The organism is Paenibacillus sp. GCM10023250 (assembly GCF_042653205.1).
In the GTDB taxonomy this organism is placed as follows: domain Bacteria; phylum Bacillota; class Bacilli; order Paenibacillales; family Paenibacillaceae; genus Paenibacillus_Z.
Window position 1 is genome coordinate 23134 of sequence record NZ_JBHSHY010000025.1, and the last position, 16109, is coordinate 39242.

The 16109-nt window shown below is 63.8% G+C and carries 16 protein-coding genes and 1 other annotated feature; all 16 genes read left to right on the top strand.

All coding sequences use genetic code 11. The features are described 5' to 3' along the window. The first annotated feature begins 473 nt into the window (after positions 1 to 473). Positions 474 to 920, top strand: a complete 447-nt coding sequence (gene spoVAC / locus ACFPB1_RS18480; RefSeq protein ID WP_379227586.1) for a stage V sporulation protein AC — start codon at positions 474 to 476, stop codon at positions 918 to 920. Between the two features lie 2 nt (positions 921 to 922). Then, positions 923 to 1939, top strand: a complete 1017-nt coding sequence (spoVAD, locus tag ACFPB1_RS18485; RefSeq protein ID WP_379227587.1) for a stage V sporulation protein AD — start codon at positions 923 to 925, stop codon at positions 1937 to 1939. 22 nt (positions 1940 to 1961) lie between these two features. After that, positions 1962 to 2312 (top strand): stage V sporulation protein AE, encoded by a 351-nt coding sequence (gene spoVAE / locus ACFPB1_RS18490; RefSeq protein WP_379227588.1) that lies wholly within the window; start codon positions 1962 to 1964, stop codon positions 2310 to 2312. Positions 2313 to 2465: 153 nt separating this feature from the next. After that, positions 2466 to 3422 carry an AAA family ATPase gene (locus tag ACFPB1_RS18495; protein ID WP_379227589.1) on the top strand — a complete coding sequence of 319 codons (957 nt, stop codon included), beginning with the start codon at positions 2466 to 2468 and terminating at the stop codon, positions 3420 to 3422. Between the two features lies 1 nt (position 3423). Then, positions 3424 to 4677, top strand: a complete 1254-nt coding sequence (locus tag ACFPB1_RS18500; protein ID WP_379227590.1) for a DUF58 domain-containing protein — start codon at positions 3424 to 3426, stop codon at positions 4675 to 4677. Beyond that, on the top strand, positions 4674 to 6914 hold the full coding sequence (locus ACFPB1_RS18505) for a transglutaminase TgpA family protein (protein ID WP_379227591.1): 2241 nt from the start codon (positions 4674 to 4676) through the stop codon (positions 6912 to 6914). Before ACFPB1_RS18500 ends, ACFPB1_RS18505 begins: the two co-directional genes overlap by 4 nt. 177 nt (positions 6915 to 7091) lie before the next feature. Continuing rightward, positions 7092 to 7619: a YqeG family HAD IIIA-type phosphatase gene (locus ACFPB1_RS18510; protein ID WP_379227592.1), complete on the top strand. Its 528-nt coding sequence runs from the start codon at positions 7092 to 7094 to the stop codon at positions 7617 to 7619. Beyond that, a complete protein-coding gene (yqeH, locus tag ACFPB1_RS18515) occupies positions 7616 to 8740 on the top strand; it encodes a ribosome biogenesis GTPase YqeH (RefSeq protein WP_379227593.1) in 1125 nt (374 codons plus the stop codon). Before ACFPB1_RS18510 ends, yqeH begins: the two co-directional genes overlap by 4 nt. Positions 8741 to 8786: 46 nt before the next feature. Beyond that, positions 8787 to 9650, top strand: a complete 864-nt coding sequence (locus ACFPB1_RS18520) for a shikimate dehydrogenase (protein ID WP_379227594.1) — start codon at positions 8787 to 8789, stop codon at positions 9648 to 9650. A 25-nt stretch (positions 9651 to 9675) separates the two neighbouring features. Beyond that, positions 9676 to 9966 (top strand): ribosome assembly RNA-binding protein YhbY, encoded by a 291-nt coding sequence (yhbY, locus tag ACFPB1_RS18525; protein WP_379227595.1) that lies wholly within the window; start codon positions 9676 to 9678, stop codon positions 9964 to 9966. Positions 9967 to 10022: 56 nt separating this feature from the next. Beyond that, the gene (gene nadD / locus ACFPB1_RS18530; RefSeq protein ID WP_379227596.1) at positions 10023 to 10613 is read left to right on the top strand and encodes a nicotinate-nucleotide adenylyltransferase; all 591 of its coding nucleotides are present in this window, start codon (positions 10023 to 10025) and stop codon (positions 10611 to 10613) included. Then, on the top strand, positions 10600 to 11175 hold the full coding sequence (yqeK, locus tag ACFPB1_RS18535) for a bis(5'-nucleosyl)-tetraphosphatase (symmetrical) YqeK (RefSeq protein WP_379227597.1): 576 nt from the start codon (positions 10600 to 10602) through the stop codon (positions 11173 to 11175). The genes nadD and yqeK overlap by 14 nt, the downstream gene beginning before the upstream one ends. Continuing rightward, entirely contained in the window at positions 11172 to 11519 is a 348-nt protein-coding gene (gene rsfS / locus ACFPB1_RS18540; protein ID WP_379227598.1) for a ribosome silencing factor, read from the top strand. Before yqeK ends, rsfS begins: the two co-directional genes overlap by 4 nt. Then, a complete protein-coding gene (locus ACFPB1_RS18545) occupies positions 11516 to 12490 on the top strand; it encodes a S1 RNA-binding domain-containing protein (protein WP_379227599.1) in 975 nt (324 codons plus the stop codon). Before rsfS ends, ACFPB1_RS18545 begins: the two co-directional genes overlap by 4 nt. A 10-nt stretch (positions 12491 to 12500) precedes the next feature. Next, positions 12501 to 13247, top strand: coding sequence for a class I SAM-dependent DNA methyltransferase (locus tag ACFPB1_RS18550; protein ID WP_379227600.1), 747 nt, complete (start codon positions 12501 to 12503; stop codon positions 13245 to 13247). Positions 13248 to 13332: 85 nt separating this feature from the next. Next, positions 13333 to 13569: a binding site (T-box leader), on the top strand. 81 nt (positions 13570 to 13650) lie between these two features. Next, on the top strand, positions 13651 to 16089 hold the full coding sequence (leuS, locus tag ACFPB1_RS18555) for a leucine--tRNA ligase (protein ID WP_379227601.1): 2439 nt from the start codon (positions 13651 to 13653) through the stop codon (positions 16087 to 16089). Positions 16090 to 16109 lie beyond the last annotated feature (20 nt).

Below are 16109 nucleotides of genomic sequence, written 5' to 3' on the forward strand. Positions count from 1 at the left end.
GGACGCGCACGTTTTTTTGTCTTTGCTCCGGTCGGTAGGCGGTTGATCGCCCGAGGCGCCCGGCGATTTAGGACGAAGCAGTCGCCGGTCCGCTCTTGCCCGCATAGGATACAGCATACGCCCATCCCGGCCGAGAGGAGTTTCCGCGATGCCCTTGTCCTTCGAACGCGATCTGCGCGCCGTCGTTATGCTGCTGGCGCTGCTGCTTTACGTGCTGCTCGCCGCGCTGCTGGCGGCCGCGCTGTTCTGACCGCGGCGCGCCGCATCCCGCGCGCCTACTCGCAGCCCTTTTCGCCGCACCCGCGGCGGCGAGGGCTCTTTGGCGTCGCCGCAGCCCGCGTTCGGTGCCCGAAGCGTACACGCATTGGCATAAAGCGTCCACCGCAGACGCATACTTCTTTTAAGACCAACAAGAGGAGGGCACGATCATCGCTACCAAGAGCGCAGGACAAACCAAATATAAAAAGATGACAATGTCGCCTAAGGAGTATCAAAACTTCGCCAAAAACCGGGAACCGTCCCGTTCCGTCCTGGCCAATTGCGTGCGGGCGTTTCTGGTCGGCGGCTTGATCAGCATCGTGGGCCAAGCCATATCCGAGGCGTTCATGTACGGCTTCCACATGTCGCGGCAGGAGGCGGGCAACCCGACCGTCGCCGTGCTCATTCTTATCTCGGTCATCCTGACCTGCCTCGGCGTATACGACAAGATCGCCCAGTGGGCCGGCGCCGGCTCGGCCGTTCCGGTTACGGGCTTTGCCAACTCCATGTGCTCCGCGGCGCTCGAGCATCGCGCCGAAGGGCTCGTGCTCGGCGTCGGCGCCAATATGTTCAAGCTGGCCGGCTCGGTCATCGTCTACGGCGTCGTGGCCGCGTTTTTCGTCGGGCTGGTTTACTTCATCTTCGGGATCGGAGGGCACTGACCATGCTGCGCGGCAAACAAACGTGGTGGTTCGACCAGCGGCCGGTTATCATCAGCTCGGCGACGGTCGTGGGGCCTGACGAAGGCGAAGGGCCGCTCGCGGCGGATTTCGATCTCGTCCATCCGGAGCTGGACATGCAGCAGAAGAGCTGGGAGAAAGCCGAGCGGCTGCTGCTGGAGCAAGCGTCGGACATCGCGCTCGAGAAGGCGAAGGTGAACAAGCAGCAGCTGCAGTTCTACGTCGGCGGCGACCTGATGAACCAAATCATCAGCAACAGCTTCGCAGCGCGGACGATCGGCGCCCCGTACCTCGGCGTGTTCGGCGCCTGCTCCACTTCCATGGAGTCGCTCGCGATCGCCTCGCTGATCGTCAACTCCGGCTCCGGGCAGTACGTGCTCGCGGGCACATGCAGTCATAACTGCACGGTGGAGAAGCAGTTCCGGTACCCGACGGAATACGGCTCACAGAAGCCGCCGACCGCGCAGTACACCGTGACGGGCGCGGGCGCGGTCGTCGTGGCGCCGGAGGGCGAAGGGCCGGTCGTGCAGTGCGCGACGATCGGAAAGATCGTCGACCTCGGCATCACCGACCCGTTCAACATGGGAGCGGCGATGGCGCCGGCGGCGGTAGATACGCTGACGACGCATTTCAACGACACGGGCCGGCAGCCGAAGGATTACGACCTGATCGTTACCGGGGACTTGGCTTCCGTCGGGCACGCCATCGCGACGGACCTGCTGGCCCGGGACGGCATTCCGATGCAGGACACGGTGTTCGGGGACTGCGGGCTGATGGTGTACGATGTGGCGAAGCAGAAGGTGCAGGCGGGGGGAAGCGGCTGCGGCTGCTCCGCCGTCGTGACGTACGGCCATTTGCTGAAGCGGCTCATGAAGGGCGAACTGAAGCGCATCCTCGTCTGCGCGACGGGCGCGCTGCTCTCGCCGCTGTCGTACCAGCAGGGCGAGTCGATTCCGTGCATCGCCCACGCCGTCGCGATCGAGAGTCCGCTGCACAATTAGCGAAGAAAGGAGCGGTAACGGCATGATTTATTTGTGGGCTTTTCTCGTCGGCGGCGCCATCTGCGTGATCGGCCAGCTGATGTTCGACGTCGCGAAGCTGACGCCGGCGCACACGATGGCGACGCTCGTCGTGGCCGGCGCAATCGTTGACGGCATCGGCTGGTACGATCCGCTGGTCAAATTCGCGGGCGCCGGCGCGACCGTGCCGATCACGAGCTTCGGCAACTCGCTCGTGCACGGGGCGCTGACGGAGCTGCACCGCGACGGGTGGATCGGGATCATCACCGGCATCTTCGACATCACGAGCGCGGGCATCTCCGCGGCGATCATTTTCTCGTTCCTGGCGGCGATCGCCGTCCGGCCGAAGGGATAACGAACCGGATAAAACGGCGAAATTGGAGGTTCCTGTGGGAATCTCCAATTTTTTTTGGCGCTGCGGCGGCTGTACGGCGCTCCCATAATTCTGTAAAATAATAGGACTGGCATTTGCACTCATGTTCCAGCACTTTTTCCGGGAGGAATGTTCATGGAGACTCGTACAGCGGAATACCGGTTAAGCAATGAAATCCGCCGCAATCTGGAAAGCTGCATCCTGGGAAAACAAACCGAAATCGAACGCCTGCTCACGGCGCTTCTGGCCGGCGGCCACGTGCTGATCGAGGACGTTCCGGGAACGGGCAAGACCCAGCTCGTGAAAGCGCTCGCGCGCACCATCGGCGGCCAGTTCCGCCGCATCCAATGCAATCCCGACCTTCTTCCCTCGGACATCACGGGGGTTTCGATCTATCATCCCAAGAATGAAACATTCCTCTTCCGCCCTGGCCCCATCATGGCGAACCTGGTGCTCGTCGACGAGATCAACCGCGCCACCACGAAGACGCAGTCCGCGCTGCTGGAGGCGATGGAGGAGCGGCACGTCACGGTCGACGGCGATACGTACGGCCTGCCGGTGCCCTTCACGATGATCGCGACGCAGAACCCGATCGAGTTCGACGGCACGTATACGCTGCCGGAAGCGCAGCTGGACCGGTTCATGATGAAAATCTCGCTCGGTTACCCGGACGCGGCGACGGAGCGCCAGATGATCGTCTCGCCGAACGCCACCTCGCCCGCCGAGCTGCTGGAGCCCGTCGCGACCGCCGCGCAGGTCGCCCTTATGATGGAGGACGTCAAGCGGGTACACCTCGACAACGCCGTGGCCGATTATATCGTCCGCATCGTGCGGGGCACGCGCGAGCATGCCGGCGTTCAGCTCGGGGCGAGCCCGCGGGCGGCGATCTCGCTGACCGCCGCGGCCAGGGCTTGCGCCTATCTGCAGGAGCGCGACTACGTCATTCCGGACGACGTCAAGCTGCTGGCGTCGCCGGTGCTTGCGCACCGGATCATTTTGCTGACGGAGTCCCATATGAACGGCTTGACGACGGAGGACGTCGTGCAGGCGGTCGTCCGCGAGACGAGCGTGCCCACGCGCATGGAGCGCTGATATGCTGACCGCGAAAGCAACGATGTTCCGGTGGCGGCTGCTCGGCTTTCTGTACGTCACCTCCTTGCTGTTCGTGCTCTTTCAAGGCGGCAAGACGTCGCTCATGCTCTTCTGCATCTTCAACGTGCTGCTCGTCTATCTCGTGTTCGGCCGCTGGAGCGGCATCGCCCAGGTGACGGGGGAGCGGCGGCTGCTCGGCGGGACGAGCGCGCCCGGCGACCAGCCGCTCGTCGCGGGCGCGCGGGTCGAAGTGAACCTCGACGTCCAAATTCCCGGCTTCTGGCCGATACCGTACGTGCTCGTCCGCGACCGGCTGATCGCCCAGAACGGCAACGCCGTCCCGTTCGAAGCGTCGTTCGTGCCGAATTACCGCCGGGCGGGAACGATTCATTACACGACGCCTCCGCTGGAGCGGGGCGTCTACCGGTTCGAGGCTACGGAATGCTCCACGCGCGACATCTTCGGGCTGTTCGAGCATACGGGGACGTTCGAGTCGTCCGTGCCGTTCAGCGTCTATCCGCGCACGGCGGCCATCCGCGAATGGCGGCAGATGAAGTATGGTTCGAAAGGACCGTTCTCCACCTCCGCGTCGCGCTCCTCGTCGAAAGAAACGACGCAGATCAACGGCGTCCGCGAATATATATATGGCGACCGGCTGTCCCGCATCCATTGGAGCGCGACGGCCAAAACCGGCCAATGGAAATCCAAGGAGTTCGAGCGGGAGTCACTGCCGCGCATGATCGTCATGCTGGACCGCTGCTTCGGGGTGTACGAGCAGCCGGAGCAATTCGAGCTCGCGGTATCCGCCGCGGCTTCGCTGCTCGACTTCGGCTTCCGCCGCTCCACGGCGGTCGGGCTCATCTCGGTCGGCGCCAAGCATGAAGGCTACGCGCCGCAAGCCTCCGCCGACCAGCGCGAGCTCATGCTGAAGCATCTCGTGCGCGTGCAGGCGGACGGCGACCAGCCGCTGTACCGGGCGGTCCGCCAGTCGGGCGCGCTCGCGGCGGCGGGTTCCATCGTCATCATCGTCAGCCCGCAATCGGGCGAGGAAACCGTGCGCGCGATGGAATGGCTGAACCGGACCGGCGCGGTGCCGGTCCTGATCCATCTGAAGCGGCCGGACGAGGAACGTGCCAAGGTCAGCGACATCCGGGCGGGCGAATGGCTGCGGCTGCTGCGCCGAAGCGGCTTCGCCGTGTACCAGGTCGGCAAGCTGCAGGAGCTGCCCGAGGCGCTGGAAGGAGGCCGGCCATGACGACGATTCGACGCGCGGTCGTCCGTTGGCTCGCGGACGATCTGTACCGCAAGGCGTCCGCTTGCTTCGCGGCGCTTCTGATTTATCAATGGATCCGCTGCCTGGGTGATTACTGGTGGAGCGAGACGTTCGCGATCGTGAACGGCATGCTGCTCGTCGCGGCACTGGCGAACGTCTTCGTCCCGTCCAAGACGCTGTCGGTCGGGGTGCAGCTGATCGCGCTCGCCGGGCTCAATCTGGCGTATTCCGATTTTCAATGGATGCCGTTCGAAGGCAGCCGCCGGTCCCTGGGGGATTGGTCCTACTGGTTCGGCCATCAATTCGAGCAGCTGTCGCCGTTCATCTGGATCAGCCTCGGCATCCTGGCCGTCTTCCACGTCATTATGCTGCTTCGCCGCAGGCGGAGCTATATATTGCTGCTGACCGGAGCGGCGGTGCTGTCGCTCGCGGCGGCGGATTCGGTCCTGACGCCGATCTACCTCTGGGAGGAGATCGCATGGATCGTGTTTATCGCCCTCGGCTGGCTGGTGGCGAGCCATTTCGCCGGCTTCAAGCGGCGCCATCCGGACAACTGGGAGCAGCTGCTCGAGTATCCGCTCAGCCTATTCCTGCCGATTCTGCTGATCCTGACGCTCGTCATGGCGGCCGGCTTGTTCGTGCCGACGGTGAAGCCGGTGCTGACCGATCCGTATACGGCATGGAAGGAATCGCGCGGCGAGACGGTGCCGTCGTTCGTCGGCGACAAGGCGATCACGGTCGCCGCCTCCAAGAACGACGCCGATACGCGCTCCGGCTACAGCCGCAACGACAGCATGCTCGGCGGCGGGTTCACGTTCGACTACACTCCCGTCATGGAAGTGACGACGAATCTCAAAAGCTATTGGCGCGGCGAGACGCGCGCGCTGTACAACGGCACCGGCTGGCTGGAATCGCCGGAAGAGCGTGCCGAAGACCAGCAGCCGAACGTCGGCGGCGGCGAGGCGCTGAAGGCGAACGGCCTTCCGGCGTCCACGAAGACGGAAACCGTCGAGCAGTCGATCACGATGGTCCGCAAGGACAAGTTTCCCGTGCTGTTCGGCGCGGGGCCGATCGCGAAGGTCACGTCGATCAACGGCAGCGCGGACGGCTTCCCGGCGCTGAACTGGCTGCCGGACTCCTGGGAGCTGCGGCTGCCCCGGTCGTCGTCGGCGAGCTACCCCAAGACGTACGAGCTGCAATCGAACGTGCCGATCCTGGACGAGAAGGCGCTGCGCGCCGGCGCCGCAGCGGAGACGGGTTCCGGCTTGAGCGAGATTTACCTGCAGCTGCCGAAGGAGCTGCCGGACCGCGTCAAGACGCTGGCACGGGACCTGACCCGGAACGCGGCAACGCCGTACGACAAGGTGCTGGCGCTCATCAGCTACCTGCAGACGAATTACGCGTACACGAACACGCCCGATTTGAGCTTGAAATCCAGCAAGGATTTCGTCGACGCGTTCTTATTTGAGATGAAGGAAGGCTACTGCGATTATTTCTCCACGAGCCTGGCGGTCATGACGCGCTCTCTCGGCATCCCGGCCCGCTGGGTGAAAGGCTATTCGTCCGGCAGCATGCCGGGCAACCCGAGCCTCGAACAGCTGCAGGGCATGCCGGGCGGCCCGCCGATCGATCCGGACGGGCCGGGCACGTACACCGTCCGGAACGCCGACGCTCATTCCTGGGTCGAGGTGTACTTTAACGGCTACGGCTGGCTGCCCTTCGAGGCGACGCCGGGCTTCTCGTACCCGTACGCGATGCCCGAGGACGAGCCGGCGGCCGTCACGCCGGTCGAGCCGGCGGACACGGGCAGCACGGACGCCGCGCCCGCCGAGGAAGACGGCGGATTCTCCGTGAAGCCGTGGATGTTCTGGGCGGCGGCCGGCCTGCTGGCGCTCGCGCTCGCGGCGTACGGCTGCCGCGCCTTCCCGGCGCTGCTCCGCCGTTACCGGGGCGCCGGGGATTCCGTCAACGCGCGCATCGTCTACGAGACGAACCGGCTGATCCGGCACTGCCGCAAGAAGGGCCTCGAGGTGCAGAAGAATGAGACGGTCCGCGAGACGATGAGCCGCTGGTCGACCCGCCTGACCTCGCTGCAGCCGCAGTTCAAGGCTGTGCAGCAGGCGTTCGAGAACGCGATGTACAGCAGCCGGCAGTTGACCGAGGAGGAGGCGGAGCGCGCATCGGCATCGATGAAGCAGATCCGCGAGCACTTGGGCTGACCGGGCAGCGCAGAGCCGGCGAAGGCGCATCACCGCCTTCCCGGCTTTTTTGCAACAAATTCGCAACTTATGGTATAGTTTGCGTGATAGCAATGACAGGGCTGGTCGTAACCATGTGCTGATTTATGAATGCACGCAGGCGTACGGCTCGCCTATGCAACCGAGGGAGTCGAATCTATGTTCGAACGGCTGTTGCCGCAAATGCGCGTCAATACCATCTATGATATTAATTTGCATGTTTTGAAGGAGCAGGGCATCCGCGGCATCATCACCGATCTCGATAACACGCTCGTCGGGGCCAAGGTGCCGCTCGCGACGCCGCAGCTCGTCAAATGGCTGGACGACGTGCGCGGCCTCGGCTTCAAGGTCGTCATCGTCTCGAACAATAGCGAGACGCGCGTGTCCAAGTTCGCGAAGCCGCTCAACATTCCGTTCGTGCACGCCGCGCGCAAGCCGGCGAACGCCGCGTTCGTCCGGGCGCTTCGGGAGATCGGCCTGGAAGCGGGACAGACGGCCGTCATCGGCGATCAGATGATGACCGACGTGCTCGGCGGCCGCCGCATGGGCTTGTTCACGATCCTGGTCCGTCCGATCGCGCCGGAAGACGAAGGCATCATGACCCGGTTTAACCGGATGCTCGAGAAGATCGCCCTGTCCCGGCTGCGGAAGAAAGGGCTATGGCCCGAGGAGGAACGGAATTCATGATCAATCGTCAAGAAACGGGCGCGAAGTCGTGCGCGGGCTGCGGCGCGAAGCTGCAGACGGCGTCGGCGGACATGCCCGGTTACATCCCGGAGGCGGCGCTGGCCAAAGAACCGCCCGTCTGCCAGCGGTGCTTCCGGATCAAAAATTACAATGACGCGGCTTCGGTCGCGGTCGATAACGACGAGTTTTTGCGGCTGCTCGGCAGCATTGCCGGGACGAACAGCCTCGTCGTCCATATCGTCGACCTGTTCGACTTCGAGGGCAGCCTCATATCCGGCCTGCAGCGGTTCGTGGGCAATAACCCCGTGCTGCTCGTCGTGAACAAGATCGACCTGCTGCCGAAGGGGATCAACCCGAACCGGCTGCTCAACTGGGCGCAGAAGCAGACGAAGGCCGAAGGCCTGAAGGTCGTCGATATCGTGCTCTGCTCCGCCAAGCGCAACATCGGCTTCGAGCGCGTCATCGAGTCGATCGGCCGCCACCGCGTCGACCGCGACGTCTACGTCGTCGGCGCGACCAACGTCGGCAAGTCGACGCTGATCAACCGGCTGATCCGCGACTACAGCGACCTCGAGCGGGAGCTGACGGTGTCGCGCTACCCCGGCACGACGCTCGACGCGGTCCATATTCCGCTCGACGACGGCAAGGAAATCATCGACACGCCGGGCATCGTCTACAAGCACCGTATGACGGAGCTCGTCCCGCGGAGCGTGCTCGGCGCGCTGCTGCCCGACAAGCCGATCAAGCAGCTCGTTTACCAGCTGAACGCCGGTCAGACGCTGTTCTTCGGGGCGCTTGCCCGCTTCGATTTCGTCGAAGGCGACCGCCAGTCGTTCTCGATTTACGCCTCCAACGCGCTGCAGGTGCACCGGACGAAGCTGGAGCGTGCGGACGAGCTGTTCGCGAACCATAAGGGCGAGCTGCTGGCGCCGCCGTCGCGGGAAGAGCTCGAAGAGATGCCCGCTTGGACGCGGCACCGCATGAACATCCGCCGGGGAACCGACACCGACATCTTCGTCTCGGGTCTGGGGTGGATTCACGTGAACGGGGGGGCCGGCGCCATCGTGGACATCCATGCGCCCAAGGGCGTCCGGGTGCTGACCCGCGACGCGCTGATCTAGAGCGGCCGGCCCATTCGCAAGCTTGACGGGGAGAGTGAACGAAAGCATGGGCAACACGGTTGACAGCCAGACGACGCTGTATTGCGTCATCGGCGATCCGATCCGGCACTCCAAGTCGCCGGTCATGATGAACCGCGCCTTCCGGGAATGCGGCATCAACGGCATTTATACGGCGTTCCATATCACGGCCGACCGGCTGGCCGAATTCATGGCGGGCGTCCGGGCAATGGGAATCCGCGGCGTGAACGTTACGATTCCGCATAAGCTCGACGTCATGCCGCTGCTCGAGGACCTGCACGAGAGCGCGCGGGCGATCGGCGCGGTGAACACGATCGTGAACGACGGCGGCCGGCTGACCGGCTATAATACCGACGGCATCGGCTACGTCCGTTCGCTCAAGGAGGAGGTCCGCTCCGACCTGACGGGAGCCCGCGTGCTCATCGTCGGCGCCGGCGGCGCGACGCGCGGCATTCTGTACGCGCTGGCCCGCGAAGGCGTGGCGTCGGTCACGATCGCGAACCGCACCGTCGCCCGCGCCGAGGAGCTGGCGGACGCGTTCCGCGGCCTCGTGCCGGACATCCGCGCGATCGGCCAGGACGAGCTGCGCGGCGCGTGCGCGGAGAGCGACATCGTCATCAACACGACCTCGCTCGGCATGCATCCGAACGTGGAGGCGTCGCCGCTGGACAGCGCGTGGCTCCGGCCGGGCGCCGTCGCGAGCGACCTGATCTACAATCCGCTGACGACGCGCTTCCTAGCGGAGGCGAAGGAACGGGGCTGCCTGATCCACGGCGGCCTCGGCATGTTTATTTACCAAGGCGCTTACGCCTTCGAATATTGGACGGGACGGCCCGCGCCGGCCGCCGCGATGCGCGAGACGGTGCTCGAGGCGCTCCGGTCCAAAAGCTAATTTGACGAGAGAAGGAACCCGAAGCATGTTGACAGGCAAGCAGAAACGGCATTTGCGCGCGCTCGCGCACCATTTGAATCCGATTTTCCAAGTCGGCAAGTCCGGCATGAACGAGAATTTGATCCGCCACATCGAGGAAGCGATCGAAGTCCGCGAGCTGATCAAAGTAAACGTGCTCAACAACAGCACGGAAGACCCGAAGGAAGTGGGCGAGTGGGTGGCCGCGGAATCGGGCTCCGAGCTCGTGCAGGTCATCGGCAAGACGATCGTCCTCTACAAGGAATCGAAGGATCATAAAACGATCGAGCTCCCGTAACGAACCGGGCTCGGCGCCCGACAGGGCGAGAATACGAAAGGAGCTGCGGGCAGTTGATGAAAGTGGGATTCATGGGCGGCACGTTCGACCCTATCCATTACGGGCACTTGCTTGCCGCGGAAACCGCCAGGGAAGCCTGCGGGCTGGACGAGGTATGGTTCGTGCCGTCGGGGCATCCGCCTCTGAAAGAGCACGGGCCGGTCGCGGACGGCGATTCCAGGCTGGAGATGGTCTACCGGGCCATCGATTTCCAGCCGTATTTTCGGGCGATGAACCTGGAGCTGGAACGGGAAGGCACGAGCTATACGGTCGATACGATCCAGGCGCTCGCCGGGCAGTACCCCGGACGGGCCTTCAGCATCATCATCGGCGCGGACCGGGTGAACGATCTGGCGCAATGGCACGACATCGACGCGCTGGCGCAGCTGGCATCCTTCATCGGCGTGACGCGCGCCGGCGAGACGCTGGAGCTGGACCGGCTGCCGGCCTCGATCGCGGACAAGCTGACCGTCGTCGAAATGCCGCGGATTGACATTTCCTCCACGGCGATCCGGGAACGGGCCGCGGCGGGACGCTCCATCCGGTTCCTGGTGCCGGATAAGGTCCATTCGTTCATACGGAGGAACGGACTCTATGACGCGCGATGAGATGATGGCGGCCGTCAAGGCCGAGATGCCGGAGCGCCGCTGGACGCACACGCTCGGTGTCATGGCGACGTCAATCGTGCTGGCCGAACGGTTCGGGGGCGATCCTGAGCGGGCAGAGCGGGCGGCGATTCTCCACGATGTGGCGAAGTATTGGCCGACGGCGCGGATGGAAACGATAATTCGAGAGCAGCGGATGCCGGAAGAGCTGCTGCGGTACGATAAAGAGCTGTGGCATGCCCCGGTCGGCGCATTCGTCGCACAGCGGGATTACGGCATCGGCGACCCCGAGATTCTGGACGCGATCCGTTACCATACGTCGGGCCGCGAGGGCATGACGCTGATGGACAAGATCGTCTGCCTGGCCGACTACATGGAACCGGGCCGGGAGTTTCCCGGCGTGGCGCACATCCGGGAGCTGGCCGAGCATAGTCTGGAGCAGGCGCTGATTGCCGGCTTCGATTCGACGATTGCGTATTTGCTGCAGCAGGGGAAGCGGATCTTTCCGCTGACCGTCGCGGCGCGCAATGATTTGATTTTACGACTACGGGAGGCTGAAGAATGACATTGAGTTCGGAAGGGCTGCTGCAGGCAGTGGTTGCGGCGGCGGAGGACAAAAAAGCGCATAACATCGTCGCGCTCGACTTGAAAAACATCTCGCTCATCGCGGATTACTTCGTCATCTGCCACGGAAATTCGGACGTGCAGGTGCAGGCCATTACGACGGAGATCCGCAAGCAGGCGGAAGCGCGCGGCGCGCGCGTGCGCGGCATCGAAGGCGCGGACGCCGGCAGATGGGTGCTCGTGGATATCGGCGACGTCATCGTGCATATTTTCCATCGGGACGAGCGCGAGTATTACAGCATCGAACGGCTGTGGTCCGACGCGAAGGTCGTGGAATTCGCATGAGTCTCGTAGCCGGCACGACGATGAAGCTGAAGCTTGCGCGGGAAGTGTCGCCCTACGGCTACTTCATGACGGACGGCGAGAACGAAGTGCTGATGCATTATACGGAGCTCGTCGGCCATCGTCCGCAAATCGGGCAATTTTACGACGTGTTCCTCTTCTACGATTCCGAGGACCGTCTCGCCGCCACGATGAAGAAGCCGCTCATTCGCCTCGGCGAAGTGGCGCGGCTCGCGGTGGCTGACATTCATCCGCGCATCGGCGCTTTTCTCGAGATGGGGCTTGGCCGCCAACTGCTGCTGCCGCTGTCGGAGCAGCCGGAACTGAAGGAGCTGCGTCCGCAGCGCGGCGACGAGGTGCACGTCATTCTCGCGCATGACAAGATCGGCCGGCTGGTCGCGAAGGTCGCGTTCGAGGAGGAGCTCGCGGAGCTGGCGTTCCGGGCGCCGACGTCCTGGCAGAACACGTGGGTGGAAGGCTGGGTTACGAAGACGCTGAAGATCGGCTCGTTCGTCATGATCGACGGCGGGGTGCTCGGCTTCGGTGCGTTCGGCTTCATCCCGTCGGGCGACCGGACAAGGCTGCTCCGGCTCGGGGAGCGGGTGAAGGCGCGGGTGACGTTCGTCCGCGAGGACGGGCGCGTGAACCTGTCGATGAACCAGCGCAAGGAAGTCGGCCGTCTCGAGGATTCCGACCGGATCCTGGCGTTCATGAAGGCGCGCCCGAACGGAGCGATGCCGTATTCGGACGAGACGAGCGCGGACATCATCAAGCAGAAGTTCGGCATTAGCAAAAGCGCGTTCAAGCGGGCGCTCGGGAAGCTGATGCGCGACGGCCTCGTCGCGCAGGATGGCAGCTGGACGAAGCTGACCGAAGCGGACGCGGCAGGCGGGCGCGGCGAAGCGCCGGACGGCGACGCGAAGCATGCGGCCGGGATGGCCGATACGGCCGCGAAGCCGGGCTCGCAGGAGTAGGAGGCCGACGATGGAAGCGTATACGCAATTCGCCTCCGTGTACGACCGGCTCATGGCGGACATGCCGTATCCGCGGTGGCTCGCGTTCGCGGACGCCTGCTGGCGGCGGTACGGGAAGCCGTCGACCGTGGTCGACCTGGGCTGCGGCACGGGCAGCATCGCTCTTCCGCTCGCGCGGGCGGGCTATACGGTATACGGGATTGACTTATCGTCCGACATGCTGGCGATCGCCCGGTGCAAGCAGGACGAGGCTGCCGGCAGCGGTACGACTGTCTGGCTGCGGCAGGACATGACGGAATGGGACATCGGCCGGCCGGCCGACAGCGTCGTTTCCTTTTGCGACTGCCTCAATTATTTGACGGAGGACGACGACGTGCTGGACGCGTTCCAGGCGACGTACCGCGGGCTCAAGCCGGGCGGCGTCTTCCTGTTCGATGTCCACGCGCCGCGGACGCTGGCGCGCTATGCGGAGGAGCAGCCGTTCGTGCTGGACGAGCCGGATATCGCCTACATCTGGACGAGCGAGCTGGACGAGGACCGGATGGAGATCGAGCATCGGCTGACGATATTCGCGGAGCGGTCCGGCGGCGCGTACGCGCGGATCGAGGAAGTGCACGTGCAGCGCGCGTACGACGCGGAATGGCTTCGGGAAGCGCTGTTGGCGACGGGGTTCTCCCGGGTCGATGTGTATGCGGATTTCGAGCTGGAGCCGCCGGATAGCGACACGGAACGATTGTTTTTCGCCGCGGTGAAGTGAATCTTGTCCGATCTTGGTTGGATTGGGCGCTTCCTGCCTTGACAGGGGCGGGGCGGTTTCATTATAATTGAAGTAACCATCTTTTTGTAAGGCGTTGAAGAGGAGCAGTAGCTTGGGACGCGTTAGGTCAAGAGAGCCGGCGGGTGGTGGAAGCCGGACCAGCGCGAAGCGAACTCGCCTCGGAGCCGCATGCGGACCGGATCTCGGATTCGGGAAGGCATGCCGTTTCGCCCGCGTTAAGGGTCACGAGTGAACGGCGGTAAAGCATATCCGTCCGTTAACTAGGGTGGTACCACGGGAGCGCAATCCTCTCGTCCCTAGCGACAATCGCTGGGGGCGGGAGGTTTTTTTATTGCCGCTTGCGCGGTAGGCGCAGGCCATAGAACAGGGAGGCACACGAATCATGACGCAGGAACGCCAGGAACAGCAGGGGTACAACCCGCTTGTCATCGAGCCGAAATGGCAGAAGCACTGGGACGAAAATAAAACGTTCAAAACGACCGAGGATCCGGCCAAGCCGAAATTTTACGCGCTGGACATGTTCCCGTACCCGTCGGGGGCGGGACTTCACGTCGGCCATCCGGAGGGCTATACGGCCACGGATATCGTATCCCGGTATAAGCGGATGCGCGGCTACAACGTCCTTCACCCGATGGGCTGGGACGCGTTCGGCCTGCCGGCGGAGCAGCACGCGCTCGACACGGGCGAGCACCCGCGCGAGATCACGGTCAAGAACATCAATAATTTCCGGCGCCAGATCAAGTCGCTCGGCTTCTCGTACGACTGGGACCGCGAATTCAGTACGACGGATCCGGAGTATTACAAATGGACGCAGTGGATCTTCATCCAGCTGTACAAGAAGGGCCTCGCGTACGTCGCGGAAGTGCCGGTGAACTGGTGCCCGGCGCTCGGCACGGTGCTCGCGAACGAAGAGGTCATCAACGGCCTCAGCGAACGCGGCAACCATCCGGTCATCCGCAAGCCGATGCGCCAATGGGTGTTGAAGATCACGGAATACGCGGAGCGCTTGCTCGAGGATTTGGAGGAGCTCGACTGGACGGAGAGCATCAAGGACATGCAGCGCAACTGGATCGGCAAGTCCAAGGGCGCGGAAGTGACGTTCGCGATCGACGGCCATGACGCTTCGCTCGCCGTGTTCACGACCCGTCCGGATACGCTGTTCGGCGCGACGTACTGCGTGCTCGCACCGGAGCACGAGCTCGTGGCAGCGATCACCTCGCCGGAGCAGTCGGCGGCGGTCAAGGACTATCAGGAGACGGCCGCGCGCAAGAGCGATCTGGAGCGCACGGATTTGGCGAAGGACAAAACCGGCGTGTTCACGGGCGCTTACGCGATCAACCCGATCAACGGCGAGCGCGTGCCGGTCTGGATCGCCGATTACGTGCTGGCCGGTTACGGCACGGGCGCGATCATGGCGGTTCCGGGCCATGACGAGCGCGACTGGGAGTTTGCGCAGCAGTTCGGCCTGCCGATCGTGGAAGTGGTACAGGGCGGCGACGTCGAGCAGGCCGCCTTCGCCGGTGACGGACCGCACGTCAATTCTGGGTTCCTGAACGGACTCGGCACCGAAGAAGCGATTCCGAAGGCCATCGCGTGGCTGGAAGCGGAAGGCAAGGGACAAGGCAAGGTGACGTACCGTCTTCGCGACTGGCTCTTCAGCCGCCAGCGGTATTGGGGCGAACCGATTCCGATTCTCCATCTGGAGGACGGCACGATGAAGCCGGTGCCGGAAGATCAGCTGCCGCTGCTGCTGCCGGACGTCGACCAGATCAAGCCGTCGGGCACGGGCGAATCGCCGCTCGCGAACGTGACGGAGTGGGTCGAGACGGTCGATCCCGAGACGGGCATGCGCGCGCGCCGCGAGACGAACACGATGCCGCAGTGGGCGGGCAGCTGCTGGTACTACCTGCGCTTCATCGATCCGCGCAACGACCAGGAGCTGTGTTCGAAGGAGAAGCAGCAGGAATGGCTGCCGGTCGACCTCTACATCGGCGGTGCGGAGCACGCGGTGCTTCACCTGCTCTATGCCCGCTTCTGGCATAAGGTGCTGTACGATATCGGCGTGGTCGATACGAAGGAGCCGTTCCACAAGCTGGTCAACCAAGGGATGATTCTCGGCACGAACAACGAGAAGATGTCCAAATCGCGCGGCAACGTGATCAACCCGGACGACATCGTGAACGTATACGGCGCGGACACGCTGCGCATGTACGAAATGTTCATGGGCCCGCTGGAAGCGACGAAGCCGTGGAATACGAACGGCGTGGAAGGCATGTACCGCTTCCTCGGCCGTGTATGGCGCTTGTTCGTCGGCGAGAACGGCGAGCTGAGCGAGAAGATCGGCGGCGGTTCCTCCGACGCGTTCAAACGGACGTGGCACCGTACCGTGAAGAAGGTGACGGACGACTACGAAAACCTGCGCTTCAACACGGCGATCAGCCAGTTGATGATCTTCGTCAACGATGCGTACAAGGCAGACTCGCTGCCGCGCGAGGCGATGGAGCATTTCGTGCAGATGCTGTCCCCGCTCGCGCCGCACATCGCCGAGGAGCTGTGGTCGAAGCTCGGCCGCGAAGACGCGCTGACGTACGCGGCATGGCCGTCGTACGACGAAGCGTGGACGGTCGATCAGGAGATCGAAATCGTCGTGCAGGTGAACGGCAAGATCGTCGACCGCCTCTCCATCGCGGCCGATACGGACGAAGCGGAGATGGAGCGGATCGCGAAGGCGTCGGACAAAGTGGCCGAAGCCATCGCGGGCAAGACGGTCCGCAAGCTGATCGTGGTCAAAGGCAAGCTCGTCAATATCGTCGCAGGCTAATCCCCTGCGAGTACAAAAAA